At 47.1% G+C, this 17,908-nt stretch carries 15 protein-coding genes; 14 read left to right on the top strand and 1 reads right to left on the bottom strand.

Annotated elements, in window-relative coordinates:
- Positions 1-414 precede the first annotated feature (414 nt).
- The 7 genes from leuA (at position 415) to glpK (ending at position 9,500) form a co-directional block, all read left to right on the top strand.
- Complete coding sequence (gene leuA, locus FS373_RS28660; protein ID WP_144048425.1) at positions 415-1,986, top strand: 2-isopropylmalate synthase; 1,572 nt, start codon at positions 415-417, stop codon at positions 1,984-1,986.
- A gap of 54 nt (positions 1,987-2,040) precedes the next feature.
- A complete protein-coding gene (gene leuB, locus FS373_RS28655) occupies positions 2,041-3,135 on the top strand; it encodes a 3-isopropylmalate dehydrogenase (RefSeq protein ID WP_144048424.1) in 1,095 nt (364 codons plus the stop codon).
- Between the two features lie 87 nt (positions 3,136-3,222).
- Complete coding sequence (leuC, locus tag FS373_RS28650) at positions 3,223-4,623, top strand: 3-isopropylmalate dehydratase large subunit (RefSeq protein ID WP_152831183.1); 1,401 nt, start codon at positions 3,223-3,225, stop codon at positions 4,621-4,623.
- Between the two features lie 76 nt (positions 4,624-4,699).
- Complete coding sequence (gene leuD, locus FS373_RS28645; RefSeq protein WP_144048422.1) at positions 4,700-5,305, top strand: 3-isopropylmalate dehydratase small subunit; 606 nt, start codon at positions 4,700-4,702, stop codon at positions 5,303-5,305.
- Between the two features lie 511 nt (positions 5,306-5,816).
- Entirely contained in the window at positions 5,817-7,169 is a 1,353-nt protein-coding gene (locus tag FS373_RS28640) for an outer membrane protein transport protein (protein ID WP_144049147.1), read from the top strand.
- Between the two features lie 261 nt (positions 7,170-7,430).
- Positions 7,431-7,958, top strand: coding sequence for a nuclear transport factor 2 family protein (locus FS373_RS28635; RefSeq protein WP_144048421.1), 528 nt, complete (start codon positions 7,431-7,433; stop codon positions 7,956-7,958).
- A 48-nt stretch (positions 7,959-8,006) separates the two neighbouring features.
- Positions 8,007-9,500, top strand: a complete 1,494-nt coding sequence (gene glpK / locus FS373_RS28630) for a glycerol kinase GlpK (RefSeq protein WP_144048420.1) — start codon at positions 8,007-8,009, stop codon at positions 9,498-9,500.
- Between the two features lie 38 nt (positions 9,501-9,538).
- Here the strand turns inward: glpK and FS373_RS28625 are convergent, their stop codons facing one another.
- Positions 9,539-9,856 (bottom strand): hypothetical protein, encoded by a 318-nt coding sequence (locus FS373_RS28625; RefSeq protein ID WP_144048419.1) that lies wholly within the window; start codon positions 9,854-9,856, stop codon positions 9,539-9,541.
- A 488-nt stretch (positions 9,857-10,344) separates the two neighbouring features.
- Here FS373_RS28625 and mraZ point away from each other — a divergent pair, with 488 nt between their 5' ends.
- The 7 genes from mraZ (at position 10,345) to mraY (ending at position 17,908) form a co-directional block, all read left to right on the top strand.
- Positions 10,345-10,803 (top strand): division/cell wall cluster transcriptional repressor MraZ, encoded by a 459-nt coding sequence (gene mraZ / locus FS373_RS28620; protein WP_144048418.1) that lies wholly within the window; start codon positions 10,345-10,347, stop codon positions 10,801-10,803.
- A gap of 31 nt (positions 10,804-10,834) precedes the next feature.
- Positions 10,835-11,776 (top strand): 16S rRNA (cytosine(1402)-N(4))-methyltransferase RsmH, encoded by a 942-nt coding sequence (gene rsmH, locus FS373_RS28615; protein ID WP_152831181.1) that lies wholly within the window; start codon positions 10,835-10,837, stop codon positions 11,774-11,776.
- Positions 11,777-11,846: 70 nt separating this feature from the next.
- A complete protein-coding gene (gene ftsL, locus FS373_RS28610) occupies positions 11,847-12,161 on the top strand; it encodes a cell division protein FtsL (RefSeq protein ID WP_144048416.1) in 315 nt (104 codons plus the stop codon).
- Between the two features lie 80 nt (positions 12,162-12,241).
- The gene (locus FS373_RS28605; RefSeq protein ID WP_152831179.1) at positions 12,242-13,984 is read left to right on the top strand and encodes a peptidoglycan D,D-transpeptidase FtsI family protein; all 1,743 of its coding nucleotides are present in this window, start codon (positions 12,242-12,244) and stop codon (positions 13,982-13,984) included.
- Positions 13,984-15,462 (top strand): UDP-N-acetylmuramoyl-L-alanyl-D-glutamate--2,6-diaminopimelate ligase, encoded by a 1,479-nt coding sequence (gene murE / locus FS373_RS28600; RefSeq protein WP_152831177.1) that lies wholly within the window; start codon positions 13,984-13,986, stop codon positions 15,460-15,462. Before FS373_RS28605 ends, murE begins: the two co-directional genes overlap by 1 nt.
- Positions 15,459-16,826, top strand: coding sequence for a UDP-N-acetylmuramoyl-tripeptide--D-alanyl-D-alanine ligase (locus FS373_RS28595; RefSeq protein WP_144048413.1), 1,368 nt, complete (start codon positions 15,459-15,461; stop codon positions 16,824-16,826). The genes murE and FS373_RS28595 overlap by 4 nt, the downstream gene beginning before the upstream one ends.
- A complete protein-coding gene (mraY, locus tag FS373_RS28590; RefSeq protein WP_152831175.1) occupies positions 16,826-17,908 on the top strand; it encodes a phospho-N-acetylmuramoyl-pentapeptide-transferase in 1,083 nt (360 codons plus the stop codon). The genes FS373_RS28595 and mraY overlap by 1 nt, the downstream gene beginning before the upstream one ends.

The raw sequence follows: 17,908 nt of genomic DNA, 5'->3' as shown, positions 1-17,908 counted from the left end.
TCAAAATCGACTTTTTATCGAGATATCTTAGGTAAATGGCTGCAGATTATAGGGTTAATGAAAAGATAGTCAGGGTTTAAAGGTGTTTTCTCTGGTCTAATAAGGCGAAAATGAAAAGAATGGGGTTGACACTGGAGCCGCCACACGTTAAAAATTAAACGTTCTTTACGAAAATAACGTCAAAATCGAGTATTAACTTCTGCATAATTAATTATGCACATTGAATAAATAAGACAGATGAATATAAAGCGTGCATTACTCAACCTCCTCATTCTCATTCTCGCAGGTCCTGCGCGGAGGATGTAGTGTTGCACACTCGATAGAGAAACAGCATTCACAAACCCCGCGCTAACAACCGCGGGGTTTTTTGTTTTTAAGCGCAAATAATAATTAGGTCTTCCACGGAGAAACCAGATGTCTAACCGAGTGATTATTTTTGATACGACCCTACGTGATGGCGAACAAGCCTTGGCGGCAAGCTTAACGGTTAAGGAAAAGCTACAGATAGCGCTATCTCTGGAACGACTGGGTGTTGACGTGATGGAGGTGGGTTTTCCTGTTTCGTCTCCGGGAGATTTTAAGTCTGTTCAGACCATAGCCCGTACGATAAAAAACAGCCGAGTATGTGCCCTGTCTCGCGCTTTGGAAAAAGATATCGATGCAGCGGCTCAGTCACTGTCGGTTGCCGAACAGTTCCGTATTCATACTTTCATCTCCACTTCGACCATACATGTTGAAAGTAAGCTGAAACGTTCTTTCGATCAGGTATTAGAGATGGCGGTTGGCGCCATCAAGTATGCACGACGATTCACCGACGATGTCGAGTTCTCCTGTGAAGATGCGGGTCGCACGCCTATCGACAACCTATGTCGCATGGTCGAAGAGGCGATTAAAGCGGGCGCCAGGACAATTAATATTCCCGATACCGTAGGTTACACCATACCGAGCGAATTCGGTTCCATCATAGAAACCTTGTTTAATCGGGTTCCTAACATAGATCAGGCGGTGATCTCGGTTCATTGTCACGATGACTTAGGCATGTCTGTCGCTAACTCGATCACCGCTGTGCAGCATGGTGCACGCCAGATCGAATGTACGGTCAATGGCATCGGCGAGCGGGCGGGTAACTGTTCTCTGGAAGAGATAGCCATGATCTTGTCTACCCGTAAGGCAAAACTTGGTTTCGAAACCGGCATCAATGCCAAAGAGATCCATCGTACTTCAAACCTAGTCAGCCAGTTGTGTAACATGCCGGTACAGGCAAATAAGGCGATAGTCGGTGCTAATGCATTCACTCATTCATCGGGTATTCATCAAGATGGCATGCTTAAGTCACAGAATACCTATGAGATCATGACGCCAGAGAGCATAGGGCTACCCCGTAATAATCTCAATATGACTTCTCGCTCGGGACGTCACGTGATTAAGCATCGCATGGCCGAGATGGGTTATGGCGAGAGCGATTACGATATGGATACCTTGTATAACTCCTTCGTTGAGCTGGCAGACAAGAAGGGTCAGGTATTTGATTATGACCTAGAGGCACTGGTCTTTATTGAGGCTCAGGTCGATGAGGACGCGCATTATAAATTGCAGCAGCTGGTGGTCCATTCTGATTCTACTCAAGGCAATGCAACTGCGACGGTTAAAGTTGAAATCGATGGCAAGACTGTCACTGAGGCGGCCACGGGTAACGGTCCTGTGGATGCTGCGTATAATGCCATCGCCCGTGCGAGCAAGTGTGAAGTGAATATTACCAGCTATAAGCTAAGCGCCAAGGGTGAGGGACAAGATGCCCTGGGTCAGGTAGATATTGAGGCGAGCTATCAGCAGCAGAGCTTCCATGGCGTCGGGCTGGCGACCGATGTGGTTGAAGCTTCGGTTCAGGCGCTGATACATGTGATGAACCTGACTTGGCGTGCAGATAAAGTTGCCGATTGTAAAGAGAAAATTCAGCAGAAGCGTAGCGAGTTAGGCGGCGTATAAAAAAGTTATCAATTATTCGAATAGTAAAATTAAAGAGTTGGGAGTAAGTGTCGTATGAGTTATCAAGTAGCTGTATTAGCCGGAGATGGAATTGGACCCGAAGTGATGGCCGAGGCGCGCAAGGTGCTGGCCGCGGTCGAGAAGCGTTTCGATCTCTCAATCGAATATAGTGAATATGATGTTGGGGGCGCGGCCATCGATAATCATGGTTGTCCTCTACCAGAAGCGACTCTAAAAGGTTGTGAAGCGGCCGATGCCGTACTGTTTGGTTCAGTTGGCGGTCCTAAGTGGGAGCACTTACCGCCAAACGATCAACCTGAGCGTGGCGCGCTACTGCCTCTTCGTGGACACTTCGAGCTTTTCTGCAATATGCGTCCGGCTAAATTACATACGGGCCTCGAACATATGTCGCCACTGCGTAGCGACATCTCAGAGAAGGGCTTCGATATTCTTTGTGTGCGTGAATTAACTGGCGGTATCTATTTCGGTAAGCCTAAGGGTCGTCAGGGCGAAGGCGAGAATGAAGAAGCATTCGATACCATGAGATATAGCCGCAAAGAGATCAGGCGCATAGCTAAGATTGCATTCGAATCTGCCCAGGGTCGTCGCAAGAAAGTGACTTCGGTCGATAAGGCTAACGTCTTGGCTTGCAGTGTACTCTGGCGTGAAGTCGTCGAAGAGGTCGCTAAGGATTACCCGGATGTCGAACTTGAACACATCTATATCGATAACGCCACCATGCAGTTGTTACGTCGTCCAAATGAATTCGATGTCATGCTCTGCTCTAACCTGTTCGGCGACATCGTCTCGGATGAGATTGCCATGTTGACCGGTTCTATGGGTCTGCTGTCATCGATTAGCATGAACAGTGAAGGTTTCGGCATGTACGAGCCTGCTGGTGGCAGTGCGCCGGACATCGCCGGTCAGGGAATCGCTAATCCGGTGGCACAAATTCTGTCAGCCGCCTTGCTTTTGCGTCATAGCCTGAAACTCGAAGATGCTGCCCAAGCGATAGAAGCCGCCGTGAGCAAGACACTGAGAGATGGTTACTTAACTGGTGAGTTACTGCCTGCAAGCGAGCGTAGCCAGGCTAAATCTACCAGTCAGATGGGTGATTATATTGCTCAAGCTGTTGCCGAAGGGGTTTAATATATGACTAATACTTTATACGAGAATGGTATGAGGGATGGTTGTACTGTCTCAGTTATTGCATTAACTGTAGGGGAGGCGTAGATCATGGCTAAGACTTTATACGAGAAGGTATGGGATGCACATATCGTCGTTGAGAATGAGGGTGAAGCGCCGCTTATCTATGTAGACAGACATTTGGTCCATGAGGTGACATCACCTCAGGCATTCAGTGGTTTGAGGGCCGCGGGTCGCAAAATGCGCGCGCCAGAGAAAACCTTCGCAACCATGGATCATAACACCTCGACTAAGAGTGCAAGCCTGGATGCTTTGAGCCCTATGGCTCGAATCCAAGTAGAAACACTGCAGGATAACTGTAAAGAGTTTGGTGTGCGCCTCTATGACATACATCATAAGAACCAAGGTATAGTGCATGTGATGGGGCCTGAACTTGGCATCACCATACCCGGCGCTGTTATCGTATGTGGTGACTCTCACACCGCCACTCACGGTGCATTTGGTGCACTGGCGTTCGGTATAGGCACGTCTGAAGTTGAGCACGTGATGGCGACGCAAACCTTGCGTCAGCTAAAAGCTAAGACGATGAAGATTGTGGTGCGTGGGCATGTCGCTGTCGGGATCACAGCCAAAGATATCGTGCTTGCCATCATAGGCAAGATTGGCATGGATGGCGGCACGGGTTATGTCGTTGAGTTCTGTGGTGAGGCTATCGAAGCCCTAACCATGGAAGGTCGCATGACTGTGTGTAATATGGCCATTGAGATGGGGGCTAAGGCGGGAATGATTGCGCCGGATGCTACCACTGTCGAATATATGAAGGGGCGTGAATTTGCACCCAAGGGCGAAGCTTGGGATCAAGCTGTAGCGGATTGGGCCGAATTAAAAACTGATGAAGATGCAGTTTTTGATGCGACAGTTGTGCTCGAGGCCGGTGATATAGCGCCTCAGCTCACATGGGGAACAAATCCGGGACAAGTCGTTGCCATCGATGGCGTCGTACCAAACCCAGCAGATGAGCAAAACGCTACGGTTAGACACAGCATCGAAAAAGCGCTCAAGTATGTGGCGCTTTCAGCCGGGACTAGTATGACTGATGTTAGTATCAACAAGGCCTTTATCGGTTCATGTACTAATTCTCGTATCGAAGATCTACGTGCTGCGGCTGCACAGGCTAAGGGCCGTAAGGTTGCCGATGGCGTGATTGCGATTGTAGTACCAGGATCAGGTTTAGTTAAAGAGCAGGCGGAGGCCGAAGGACTGGACAAGATCTTTATCGATGCGGGATTCGAGTGGCGTCTACCGGGTTGCTCTATGTGTTTAGCGATGAACGATGATCGTTTAGAGGCAGGCGATCGTTGCGCCTCAACCAGTAATCGTAATTTCGAGGGACGTCAGGGACGAGGTAGTCGTACTCACCTTGTTAGCCCGGCCATGGCCGCAGCGGCGGCTATCGCTGGTCACTTCGTCGATATTCGCAAACCTTACTAGGAGCACCGAGATGTATGAATTTTTTATAGCCGATGATGTCGTCGCTATTCACAGAGCTTACTAGGAGCACAGAGTAATGAATCCATTTACCTCACACACTGGGCTTTCGGTCATGATCGATAGCGCTAATGTCGATACCGATCAGATCATCCCTAAGCAGTTTCTGTCTAAAGTGACTCGCGATGGTTTTGGTGTACACCTCTTCCATGATTGGCGTTATTTGGACGAGGCTGGCGATCAGCCAAATCCAGAGTTTAGCCTCAACTTTCCCAGATATAAGGGCGCATCGGTTCTCCTTACTAAGGAAAATTTTGGCTGTGGTTCTAGCCGTGAGCATGCCCCATGGGCGTTAGCCGATTTTGGTTTACGCGCCATTATCGCACCAAGCTTTGCCGATATTTTCTATGGTAACTCTATCAACAATGGCCTACTGCCGGTGCGTTTGACTGATGTCGAAGTGCAGCAGTTGATGGATGAGGTTGAGGCACAAGAGGGCGCCGAGATCACAGTCGATCTTGAGGCTTTAACTGTCACATCTCCATCGGGGGCTAAATTTAGTTTTGAGATTGAGACTTCGGCTCGACATAACCTACTAAATGGCTTGGATGCTATTGGTTTGACTTTAGGTTATGTCGATCAGATTGCGGCTTATGAAGCTAAACTCCCAAGCTGGAAGCTGTAAGATTTTTTAAGCGTACATTTGTACTTAAGTGTTAAGAATCTAGAGCCGGATGAACAAGTGTTTATCCGGCTTTTGTTTTAAATCGAAACCAACTAGCTCCATCCTATTGAAAATATGATTGTTTTATTTTTCTGTGAACTGATTCAAGGTTTTGTTATTTCTTCTAGTGATTTTAACTACCAGAAGATTTCTATTTAAGCTAACGTGTGTAAGTCGCTATAAATTTCATTGTCTATTGATTTATATGGTTATTTATAACATTCTCCCCATGAAATTCATCTCCAATGGTGACGCTGTCTCGTCATAGTTGACTTGCAGACTGTTTTAAATAGCCATTTCATCTTACTAAATACTGAATACCTCGGCATATCCAGTTAATTACTCTGAATTATCTCTCTTGCTTGCAAAGATATTCTGCATAAGTACACTCCAGATGCTAAAAATCGAGCTATTACTCTAAAGCTGATGTCGATTAAGAAAGATAATAATTATGGGAATAAAAACTAAGATGATGAACAAGCGCATAATATCTCTGGCCGTGACTGGGGTGCTCCTGGGAAGTGTATCTCATGTACAGGCGGCAGGTTTTCAATTAGCCGAGTACTCAGCCACGGGTCTGGGCCGTGCTTTTGCCGGTGAAGCGGCTATGGCCGATAATGCATCCACTCAGGCACGTAACCCTGCCATGTTGACCTACCTTGAAGGGACGAGTTTCTCTGCAGGTGGCATCTATGTGATGCCAAACGTAGATGTGACTGGTGATATCTCTATCGCTTCTCCGCTGTTCGGCTCACAGGCGATGACGATGAATGCCGATGCCATAGATGTTGCCGATAATGCTGTGGTACCTAATTTTTATTTTTCTAGTCAGATTAATGATAGCTGGACCTGGGGGATGGCGATTAACTCTAATTACGGTTTGACGACTGAGTTACCAGCCGATCACGCGGCGGCCATCTTCGGCAGCGAGACTTCGGTGACTACTGTCGAGTTTAATCCCAATATTGCATACAAGATCAATCAAGCATTCAGTGTCGGTGCAGGACTGAGAATCGTATACGGCGAGGGAAATATCGGCGCATCGGCTCCTGGCTGGATCGATGGATTGAAGGCTCACCCTTCGCTGCCAGCAGACGTCGCAGAGGCTCTACCAGCTGGTGGTACCAGCCTTAAGAGCATGGAAGGTGACGATATTGCTATGGGTTGGAAAGTTGGCGCCAGCTGGCAGATAAATCCTGCACATCGTCTGGGTTTCGCCTATCACAGCGGTGTTGAGCTAGAACTTGAGGGCTCGGCTTCGGGTCTGCTTTATACTGGCGGGCAAGATGTCGATATTGAAGGAAACTTGCCACTGGAGTTACCAGCATTTGCTGAGCTGGCTTCTTATCACCAACTCAGTGACAACTGGGCCATGCATGCCAGTGTTAACTGGACGCAATGGAGTGTCTTCGATGAATTAGTCGCTTATTTCCCGGGTGACGTTAAGCCTGTGGGTGGATTGGAGTCAGATCTTGTTAAAGAAGAGAATTTTAAGGATAACTGGCGCTTCGCATTGGGCTCTACATATCAGTTAGATAACGAATGGCTTTTACGCACGGGTATCGCCTACGATAATACCGCAGTGGATGATGAATATCGCACCATGACTATTCCGGATTCTGATCGTTTGTGGCTCAGTGTCGGTGCCGGTTATCAAGCCTCTGAAAATCTGACTGTAGATTTTGCTGTGACTTATATTAAGGCTTACGGTGATGCACCGATCAATGAGTCGATGAATCTAATGGATCTGGCTCAGGTGAACTTCGATGGTGAAGCTGTTGGCGATGTCTGGTTAGTCGGTATGCAATTAAGTTACAAGCTATAATCCACTTAGCTTAGTTGTGAAGCTGTGGGCTATGTCTGGCTAATCGGGTTAGTTTATATTCAGTTCAGTGACTCGATGTAGCACTAAAGGCTTACCTAAAGCTGGATAACAATGCCTCACTTATGTGGGGCATTGTCGTTTCTGTCGTATTTGACTATATTTTGTTAGTAAAATGAACTTCATAAGATTATATTCATCTAATACGATGAACTTAATCTGTGATCTATTTTAGATCGGCAACTACCAAACAAGAGGTGTGATATGAAGCCCTATCTACTTGCGGCGACCCTGTCTTTACTTCCTTTTACCGCAATGGCCAATCAGACCTCTACTGAGATTGTCGAAGGATTTATCGCAGCCTACAACAGCCATGATGTCAAACAGATGCTGCAATACACTACAGATGATGTTCGTTGGATGCATGTTACCGGGACCAAGGTTGAGGTCGAAACCTCTAGCCAGAAAGAGTTTGCGGCCGCGATGGCGGATTACTTTGAGACATTGAAAGATGCTAATGCCACTATTCTTCAGATGATCGATTCGGGCAATTATGTCAGTACTGTGGAAAGGGTGACCTGGGACAATGATGGTGAGCAACTGAGTCAGTGCAGCATCGGCAATTTCCATATTAAAAATGGCAAGTTGGCCGAGTTTTGGTATCTGCCAGCTCATGCCTGTGATGAAATCACGGTGGAAGCCAATGCTGAAGAGCCCGAGTCAGCGAATACTGTGGAACCAGAAACAATAGTGGAACCCGAAATAGGAGTGTTACAGGAGACTCAGCAATAACCTGTATGGTTATGATTGAGAAATACTAGCCAACAATAGGAAAAAGTTGTGACCAAGAAATATGTGATTGCGTTAGATCAGGGGACCACGAGCTCAAGAGCTATCGTATTTGATCATGATGCCAATATTGTTGCCATGTCTCAGCGCGAATTTACTCAAGTATACCCTCAAGCGGGCTGGGTTGAGCATGATCCTATGGAAATATGGGCATCCCAAAGTTCGACCCTGATCGAAGTGCTCGCCAGAGCCGATATTCATAGTGATGAAGTGGCCGCCATTGGCATAACTAATCAACGTGAAACTACGATCATATGGGATAGAAAAACAGGTAAGCCGGTATACAACGCCATTGTTTGGCAATGCCGTCGTAGTAGTAGTATCTGTGATGAGCTCAAGTTACAAGGCTTAGAAGAATATGTACGCGAGTCTACCGGGCTTCTCTTGGATCCCTATTTTTCAGGCACTAAAATAAAGTGGATATTAGATAATGTTCCCGGTGTCAGAGCTCGGGCGGAAAAAGGCGAGCTCCTGTTCGGCACTATCGATACCTGGCTGGTGTGGAAGTTGACCGAGGGCAAGGTTCACGTCACAGATCCGACGAATGCGAGTCGCACCTTACTATTTAATATTCATACTCAGCAATGGGATCAAAAGTTACTCAAAGCACTCGATATACCCAGCTCTCTATTACCCGAGGTTAAACCATCTACTTGTATCTATGGTAAGACAAGAATTGCAGGGGAAGGTGGGGAGATAGATATTGCAGGAATTGCAGGTGATCAGCAATCGGCCTTGTTTGGTCAGCTCTGTATCGATGAGGGCATGGCCAAGAATACCTATGGCACTGGCTGTTTTCTGCTGATGAATACCGGTAAACAGGCGGTGCGATCTCAACATGGCTTGTTAACCACTATAGCCATAGGTGCCAAGGGGGAAGTCAATTATGCCCTGGAGGGAGCCGTGTTTATGGGGGGGGCGACTATTCAATGGCTCAGAGATGAGCTTGGCCTTATTCGTGATGTCCAGGATACCGAATACTTCGCTTCTAAAGTAGCAGATACCAATGGTGTTTATTTGGTCCCCGCTTTTGTCGGTTTAGGTGCGCCTTATTGGGAGCCAAATGCGCGTGGTGCCTTAGTCGGTTTAACACGAGGCTCCAATCGTAATCACATTATCAGAGCCGCACTAGAGGCTATAGCCTATCAGAGCCGCGATCTTCTCGAGGCGATGACTAAAGACAGTGGAGTTATGTTAAAACAGCTTAACGTCGATGGTGGCGCCGTTGCTAATGACTTTTTAATGCAGTTTCAGGCAGACATAAGCAACGTAGAGGTGCATCGTCCGGTCGTCACCGAGACTACGGCAATGGGAGCTGCTTTTTTGGCTGGTTTGGCTGTGGGGTTTTGGCAGTCTACGGCTGAGCTGAAACATAAAGCAAACTTAGATAAATCCTTTAGTCCTGATATTTCTGCCGAGGCTAGAGAGAGTCTTTACCTCGGTTGGAAAGAGGCTGTTTCTCAAGTTACGTCAACCAAGGCCTAGCTGAAAATGATCTTGCTGTTATTAGCTATGGGGGCTGATTAAATATCGATATCAATTCTGGGGAGTGGTGAGTTCACCGCTTCATGTTCGGCGAGATCTCTGCTTGTTTTACGTTCTCTTTCACTTGCTTCATTTTTTTCAGAGTCACTGCGGCGATCACCACGAAATAGACCTTCACGTCTATCTTCCTGTGATTGTCGTCGTTCAAGACTCGACTGCTCCGATTGTGGGGTCTCATGATCGTCGGCAGCAATACTCGCGCTATTGTCAGCTTCCTCGACCATCAAGCGTTTACGTTTAATGCTTAGCTGAATGGGGCGTGCAAGCATGGCATAAAGGCTATCTAAACCAACCATGATATCTCCTGTTAAGTACTCCTACTTAGTACTATCGGCAGTTTCTGCTCGATATTTAGTCATGCTTAAGTGTTAAAGTTGGTTCTTACATAATAGACCAATGATTAATCTTTGTTTATCTGAGCTTCTTCATTCATAAGTATTTTGATGAGATACGATGTAAATAGCGCTCATAAAATCGAATCGGAACGCTCAATTTCCAACTGAGTCGAATATTTCTGGGATTTCCTACCACTTTTCACCTCTAGTATTCGACATTAGTTTCCTCTTCTGTCTGTTTTTTCAACTCTTTAGGGTTCTAGATCCACTTTCCTCCATCTAGTTTCGTCAACTCAATCATTTTTTAAACATGCTGCTAACCCGCTTGAGTACTGGATTTTTAAATAGGTGGTGCTCTTGACAAGTCTTGTGTTCTGTCTCTAGAATTAGCAATTGTGGGAATTTGTGGATATATGTGGATCATTTACTGACAGCAAGGACAAACTAACGTGTTTCGTGGTGCGAGTGCTATAAACCTTGATACAAAAGGCCGGATCGCTATCCCTAAGCGTTACCGTGAGCCATTACGTGCCGAATATCATGGTCAGTTAGTGATTACTGTTGATTTTCAATCATCATGTCTTCTGCTGTATCCATTAGATGAATGGAACAAGATTGAAGCAAAACTGCTTCTGCTTTCCGATACCCAAGCTTCTGAACGAGCTATGAAAAGATTGCTATTAGGCTATGCACACGAGTGTGAGCTAGATGGTAACGGTAGGTTATTACTTCCTCTGCCGTTACGTCAATATGCGAATTTAGATAAACACGCAATGTTAGTGGGTCAGTTAAACAAATTTGAGCTCTGGGATGAGGCTGCATGGCAGCAGCAGATAGAGCAAAGCCGAGAGACGATTCGTAGCGAAGAGTTCGCCAACAATGAACGTCTTGCCGATTTCTCACTGTGATCAGTGACGCAAAAATAGATAGAAGATACTAATGAGCCAAGAATTTTCACATTTATCAGTACTGCTTTCTGAAACGGTTGCAGGCCTGAACATAAAACAAGATGGCATCTATATCGATGGCACCTTTGGCAGAGGCGGGCATTCTCGTGAAGTGTTGAAGCACTTAGGTGAGAATGGTCGTTTAATTGCTATAGACAGAGATCCACAAGCCATTGAGGCTGCTAAGCAGTTTGCCGACGATAACAGGTTCAGCATAGTGCATGGTGGTTTTGGTCAACTGGCTACTTATGTTGAAGATCTTGGCTTGAAGGGCAAGATAGATGGTGTATTGCTCGATTTTGGTGTTTCATCACCCCAACTGGACGATGCTGAGCGTGGATTCAGTTTCTTAAGAGATGGTCCACTAGATATGCGTATGGATAACTCTCAGGGGGAAACCGCTGCAGAGTGGATCGCCCGCGCCGAAATTGAAGATATGGCTTGGGTATTTAAAACCTATGGTGAAGAGAAGAATTCTCGTCATATCGCGCGTTGTATTGTGGCAGATCGTGAAAAGACTCCTTTCTTGAGAACCAAGGAACTGGCGGACCTTATCGCTAGGATCTGTAAGAGTAAGGAACGCAATAAGCATCCAGCCACACGAGTATTTCAGGCCATACGCATCTACATCAATAGTGAATTAGAGCAGATCGACCAGGCATTAGAGGGCGCACTTGTCGTGCTGGCACCTCAGGGACGTTTATCGGTGATCAGCTTCCATTCTCTCGAAGATAGGATGGTGAAACGCTTTATCCGTCGCCATACCCGAGGGAAAAGTGTTCCCCATGGCTTACCGATCACAGAGGCCGAACTCGATAAAACGCGTTTGTTGAAGGGCATTGGTAAGGCGACCAAGCCTTCTACCGAAGAAGTTGAGATAAACAAGAGAGCCCGTAGTTCTGTTTTGCGAGTCGCAGAGAGATTAGAGTATTGATAATGGGTGTGGAAGCAAATGCTAATACCTGGCTCATTGGATATAAGCATGCGTAGCAGGGAGTGCTGATATGGGGCAAGCTCAGCTTAATCTGACTCGAATCGTCTTACTCGATCTTTGGCATCATAAGTGGGTATTACTGCTTGCGGCGGCAGTGGTTGGTAACGCGATCACCATTGTATATACAAGCTATGTGAGCCGTAAATATATCAGCCAATGGGATCAGATGTGGCAGGAAAGAGATAGGTTAGATATCGAATGGCGAAATCTATTGCTCGAAGAGCAATCTCAGTCTGAACATAGTCGAATTACCCGGATTGCGAGTAAACAGTTAGACATGAGTCGGCCATTGCCTAAGGAAGAAGTTGTGGTAAGGATACCGTGATAATAATCCCGTTTATATATTGAAAATGTATAAACATTCACAGCTACAAACAATCAAGGATAGGTGATAACAAGAGTATCATGAGGAAGAACAAGCAGGCTAAAAGGAAGCAAAAACCACAGCTCATTCACTGGCGTTTATACGTAGTGGTAGGGTTCGTCTGCCTGTTATTCACCAGCTTGATTGGTCGTGCCGCCTATATTCAAATTATTGAACCTGAAAAGTTGCGCCATGAAAGTGATATGCGCAGCTTAAGAACGACCAGCAGAGAGGTTCAGCGGGGACTCATTACCGATCGTAATGGTGAAATGTTGGCTGTCAGTGTACCTGTGAAAGCCGTGTATGCCGATCCTAAAGTGGTTTACGACAAAAATGGCTTTGCCGATATGCGTCTTTGGGAGGCGTTAGCCGATGTACTCCATGAGCCCGAAGACAAGATTTTAAGTCGGGTTCAAGCCAATCCCAAGCGACGTTTCACCTACTTGAAGCGTCAAGTGACTCCAGCTGTTGCCGATTACATTAAAAAACTCAAATTGCCCGGGATATATCTTAAAGCCGAGTCGCGCCGTTATTACCCCACCAGCGAAATCACCGCCCAATTGATCGGCATTACTAACATAGATGATGTGGGTATCGAGGGGATTGAAAACACCTATAACGATTGGTTGACGGGTACTCCTTCGAAACAAAAGGTACGTAAATCCCGAGATGGACACGTAGTTGAGCGCCTGGACATGGTGCAAGAAGGTGAGAGTCCCAATGACTTGGTTCTGAGTATAGATCAGCGTATTCAGCAATTAGCCTATCGAGAGATCAAGCGTGTCACTGAGATCAATCAGGCTACGTCTGCCTCGATAGTCGTCATCGATGTGAACACAGGTGAAGTATTGGCTATGGCAAATACCCCATCCTATAACCCTAACTCCCGAGACAACTTACAAAGTTATCGTATGCGTAATCGTGCGTTAACCGATGCCTATGAGCCGGGCTCAACAATTAAGCCTTTTGTGGTCGCTGCAGCATTAGAAGCGGGCACAATTGACAAGGACCAGATCTTTAAGACCTCACCGGGACGTATTCGGATCGGCGGTAAGATAGTGCGTGATGGCAGGAACTATGGCGACCTTTCCTTGGGTGAAGTATTGGTTCATTCCAGCAACGTAGGCATGACCAAGATAGCCTTATCTATGCCGGTGCAGGAACTATTAGGCTATTACCAGGCCATGGGCTTAGGCAATTATTCAGGCATTAATCTTGCGGGTGAGAGTACAGGCTTACTTCATGACCGTAGACGCTGGTCTGAGTTTGAACGAGCGACGCTTTCTTTTGGTTACGCTCTCACAGTGACTCCGTTACAGATCGCAAGAATGTATGCCATGTTGGGCGGTAAAGGTGTCTTGTACCCATCTTCTATCTTGAAGCTCAAGAAGAAGCCTGAGGGGGTACAGGTGATATCTCCGGAAGTTGCCCAGCATGTGATGGAGATGCTGATAGGCGTGACAGAGGCTGGTGGCACAGCCAGGAAAGCGCATATTGAGGGCTATCCAGTTGCGGGCAAGACAGGTACGGCGCGAAAAGCCGTTGCCGGCGGCTATGGTGAAGACTATGTCGCCCTATTTGCCGGCGTCGCCCCTGTGCATAACCCAAGACTGGCGATTGCAGTCGTGGTGAATGAGCCCAAAGGAGACAGGTATTATGGTGGCGATGTGGCCGGTCCCGCATTTGCTAAGGTGATGTCTGGCGCATTACAGATGCTGAATGTGGAGCCTATTTCCTCGAAAGAAAAAGTACGTTTAGAAAGTCATGTCAGGAGAACAGAATAATGCGGCTAAGTGATCTTCTAGCGCCTTGGTTGCATTACTCAGGGCTGGAATCATTCAATAACATATTATTGGACAGCAGAGTGATTGCTGTCGGGGATCTATTTATTGCGGTCCCTGGACATCTTGTCGATGGCAGAAAGTTTATTTGTGCTGCATTCGAACGAGGTGCGGTGGCAGCCTTAGTCCACACGGATGACCCTGCCGAACATGGTCTGCTCAAGCTTGAAAAAACGGACTCACCTCAGGTGTTGTTTTTCCAATTAAGCCAACAGTTGTCGGCAATCGGAGCACAAGCTTATCCATTGGGGGCACTGAGACTCAAACTCATTGGTGTCACCGGAACTAATGGTAAAACATCCATTACTCAATTGATGGCTCAGTTAGTCGCTCTTTTAGGCAAGCAAGCTTCCTTGATGGGCACTTTAGGTAATGGTTTATGGGGGGACTTAGTCGACAGTGGCAATACCACTGCCGATCCCATCACTATTTTCGCCCAGTTACAGGCTTTTAACCTGGCGGGTGCCGACTTGTGCGCCATGGAAGTATCCAGCCATGGTCTTATTCAGGGCCGGGTTGAAGCCGTTCCTTTCGATGTCGCCGTGTTTACTAATTTGAGCCGAGATCACTTAGATTACCATGGCACTATGCAGGCTTATAGCGACGCAAAGAAAAGGTTATTTAAGTTTCCATCCTTGCAAGGCAGCTTGATAAACCTCGATGATGAAGTCGGACGTCAGTGGCTCTCTGAGGAGCAATCGGCTAAGCACCTTGGTTTCAGTATCTGTTCGGCACATGCCGAAGCCGCGAGTATATACACCCAAGATAACCATCAACACCATCAAGGTGTCACGGCGACCCTTGTCTGGCCCGAGGGGCAGGCTAAGTTGGCGTCACCTCTGTTAGGTTCTTTCAATCTCTCCAATTTAGTTGCAGCACTGGGTGCCTTATATTTGATTGGCTACGATATGCAGGCCATGGCGGCCATGGCGCCTCAGCTAAAACCTGTCGCGGGAAGGATGGAGCGTTTTACCACTGAAAATGGTGTGACCCTAGTGGTTGATTATGCCCATACCCCGGATGCTATAGAGCAGGCTCTCAAGGCGTTGAGAGGCCATTGTGAAGGTCAGTTGTGGTGTTTATTTGGCTGTGGCGGCGATCGCGATAAGGGTAAACGGCCATTGATGGCTCAAGCTGCCGAAGTCTATGCAGATAAGGTGATGGTTACCAGCGATAATGCCAGAAGTGAATCTCCTGAAGTCATCATCGAAGAGATATTAGCGGGTTTGAATGCCCCAGAGCGAGTGCTAACTCAAATGAATAGGGAGAAAGCCATCAGACAAGTTGTCGCCTTAGCTAAGCCTGGAGATCTCGTCTTGCTGGCGGGGAAAGGACATGAAACCTATCAAGAAATAGCAGGCGAACGCTTGGATTATGATGAGAGAGCATTAGCGAAATCACTGGCGGGAGAGCGGATATGATCCCATTGAACTTGTCAGGTATATGCCAACGCTTGAATGCCAGGCTAGTGGGCGCAGACGGTGAGTTTCGTCATGTTTCCAGCGACAGCCGAGCTATCCCAGCGCAAACTCTTTTTATCGCATTGAAAGGCGAGAAATTCGATGGGCATGATTTTGCGGGCACGGCAGTGGAAAATGGCGCAACAGCCTTGTTGGTCGATCACGAATTACCACTGAACATTTCTCAACTGATCGTTAAAGATACCCAGAGGGCGATGGGAGAGCTGGGAGCTCACCTAAGAGAGCTTATCCAGCCCAAATCAGTTGCGTTAACCGGTTCAAATGGCAAGACTAGCGTTAAGGAGATGGTGGCGACTATCTTATCTCAAAGGCACAAGGTCTTGTACACCGCTGGTAACTTCAATAATGAAATTGGCGTGCCTTTGACACTCTTACGCTTAGAGGCCGATGATGAATTTGGTGTGTTCGAGTTAGGCGCGAACCACAAGGGGGAGATCGATTACACCTCTTCCTTGGTAAAGCCTGATGTGGCCTTAGTCAACAATGTAGCGTCGGCGCACCTGGAGGGCTTTGGTTCTCTTGAAGGCGTTGCCAGTGCAAAGTCTGAAATATTTAATCATTTAGCATCGACTGGGACGGCAGTGATTAATGCCGACGATCAGTTTGCATCTGTAATGCTGGCAGCATCGATGAGTTTTACTCAACTGACGTTTGGAGTCGAGTCAGAAGCTGATATTCAAGCATCTGATCTTGAAGCCGATTCAGTGGGGTGTTACCGCTTCAAATTGAGTTACTTGCAAGAGACTGTTTTTATCGCTCTGCCACTATCTGGACGTCACCAGGTGAGTAATGCCCTAGCCGCTACGGCCATCTGTTTATCTTTTGGATTAACGCTAAATGAAATAAAATTAGGCTTGTCACTTCTAGTGCCTGTCAAAGGTAGAATGCTGCCCACTCAATTGGGGCGGGTCCGTGTGATCGATGATAGCTATAATGCAAACCCTGCTTCAGTCACCGCTGCAATCGACTGGCTTCAAGAAATTGAAGGTCATCGCTGTTTAGTGCTGGGTGATTTGGGAGAACTGGGCGACAATGCGGCCCTTTTGCATACTGAACTAGGCGAGCTGACAAGACAAAGAGGCCTGGATTCGCTGTTTACCTTAGGTGAGCTCAGTGCTAATGCGAGTCGTGCCTTTGGGGGCGATGGCCATATTAGCCTCGAACGTTTGGTAGAAGATTTAATAAAAAATATTAAGCTGTTACAAGGTGATGTAACTGTTTTGGTCAAAGGATCACGTAGTGCCAGAATGGAGCGCGTGGTCGAAGCTTTAATACTTGCCTACGGGCGCGGGGAGTTTGTTTAATGCTGGTGTATCTGGCGGAGTATTTAACTCAGTTTTATTCTGGGTTTAACGTTTTTTCTTATGTCACTTTCAGAGCCATCTTAGGTCTGATGACCGCTTTGGTCTTCTGCCTTTGGTGGGGACCTAAAATGATCGAGCGTCTACAGACGCTGCAGATTGGACAGGTTGTGCGCAACGATGGACCAGAATCACACTTTAGCAAGAGTGGTACGCCAACCATGGGCGGTATTCTGATCTTGGCTGGTATTTTTATCAGTGTATTGCTTTGGGGAGATCTGGGCAGTCGATATGTTTGGGTCGTGTTGTTCGTATTGGCAAGCTTTGGTCTCATCGGTTTCATCGATGATTATCGTAAAGTGGTTCGTAAAGATACCAAGGGATTGATTGCAAAGTGGAAATATATTTTGCAATCAATAGCGGCCATAGTGATCGCATTTTACCTTTATGCCTCTGCAGATACTCTGGGTGAAACCCAACTCGTGGTGCCATTTTTCAAAGATGTTATGCCGCAGATGGGAGCTTTCTTCATTGTTTTAGCCTACTTCACCATCGTAGGCTCGAGTAATGCAGTGAATTTAACCGATGGGTTAGACGGTTTGGCGATCATGCCTACTGTCATGGTTGCGGCTGCGTTTGCCCTGATTGCCTATCTGTCTGGTCACGTACAGTTTGCTAACTATTTGCATATCCCTTATCTGCCAGGGGCCGGTGAGCTGGTCATTGTCTGCACCGCGATTGTGGGTGCGGGTCTTGGGTTTCTCTGGTTTAACACTTACCCGGCACAGGTCTTCATGGGAGATGTTGGATCCCTTGCTCTGGGGGCCGCATTGGGAGCCATCGCAGTCTTAGTTCGTCAGGAGATCTTATTGGTCATCATGGGGGGGGTGTTCGTGATGGAAACTGTTTCGGTGATTCTACAGGTCGGATCATACAAGCTTCGTGGTCAGCGAATCTTCCGTATGGCACCTATCCATCATCATTATGAATTGAAAGGTTGGCCCGAGCCCAGAGTGATCGTTCGATTCTGGATCATCTCACTGTTCTTGGTTTTGCTTGGCCTTGCCACGCTGAAGTTAAGGTAA

Source organism: Shewanella sp. YLB-07, assembly GCF_009377275.1.
Note: the sequence above shows the minus strand (reverse complement) of the source record. Positions and strands in the feature narration are given on the sequence as shown.

Bases quoted from the DNA above. Each gene is read 5' to 3' on its own strand.
- FS373_RS28625 (WP_144048419.1), bottom strand. From the start codon at position 9,856: ATGGTTGGTTTAGATAGCCTTTATGCCATGCTTGCACGCCCCATTCAG.
- leuA (WP_144048425.1), top strand. From the start codon at position 415: ATGTCTAACCGAGTGATTATTTTTGATACGACCCTACGTGATGGCGAA.
- FS373_RS28635 (WP_144048421.1), top strand. From the start codon at position 7,431: ATGAAGCCCTATCTACTTGCGGCGACCCTGTCTTTACTTCCTTTTACC.
- mraY (WP_152831175.1), top strand. From the start codon at position 16,826: ATGCTGGTGTATCTGGCGGAGTATTTAACTCAGTTTTATTCTGGGTTT.
- murE (WP_152831177.1), top strand. From the start codon at position 13,984: ATGCGGCTAAGTGATCTTCTAGCGCCTTGGTTGCATTACTCAGGGCTG.
- FS373_RS28595 (WP_144048413.1), top strand. From the start codon at position 15,459: ATGATCCCATTGAACTTGTCAGGTATATGCCAACGCTTGAATGCCAGG.
- rsmH (WP_152831181.1), top strand. From the start codon at position 10,835: ATGAGCCAAGAATTTTCACATTTATCAGTACTGCTTTCTGAAACGGTT.
- ftsL (WP_144048416.1), top strand. From the start codon at position 11,847: ATGGGGCAAGCTCAGCTTAATCTGACTCGAATCGTCTTACTCGATCTT.
- leuD (WP_144048422.1), top strand. From the start codon at position 4,700: ATGAATCCATTTACCTCACACACTGGGCTTTCGGTCATGATCGATAGC.
- FS373_RS28605 (WP_152831179.1), top strand. From the start codon at position 12,242: ATGAGGAAGAACAAGCAGGCTAAAAGGAAGCAAAAACCACAGCTCATT.
- leuB (WP_144048424.1), top strand. From the start codon at position 2,041: ATGAGTTATCAAGTAGCTGTATTAGCCGGAGATGGAATTGGACCCGAA.
- FS373_RS28640 (WP_144049147.1), top strand. From the start codon at position 5,817: ATGAACAAGCGCATAATATCTCTGGCCGTGACTGGGGTGCTCCTGGGA.
- leuC (WP_152831183.1), top strand. From the start codon at position 3,223: ATGGCTAAGACTTTATACGAGAAGGTATGGGATGCACATATCGTCGTT.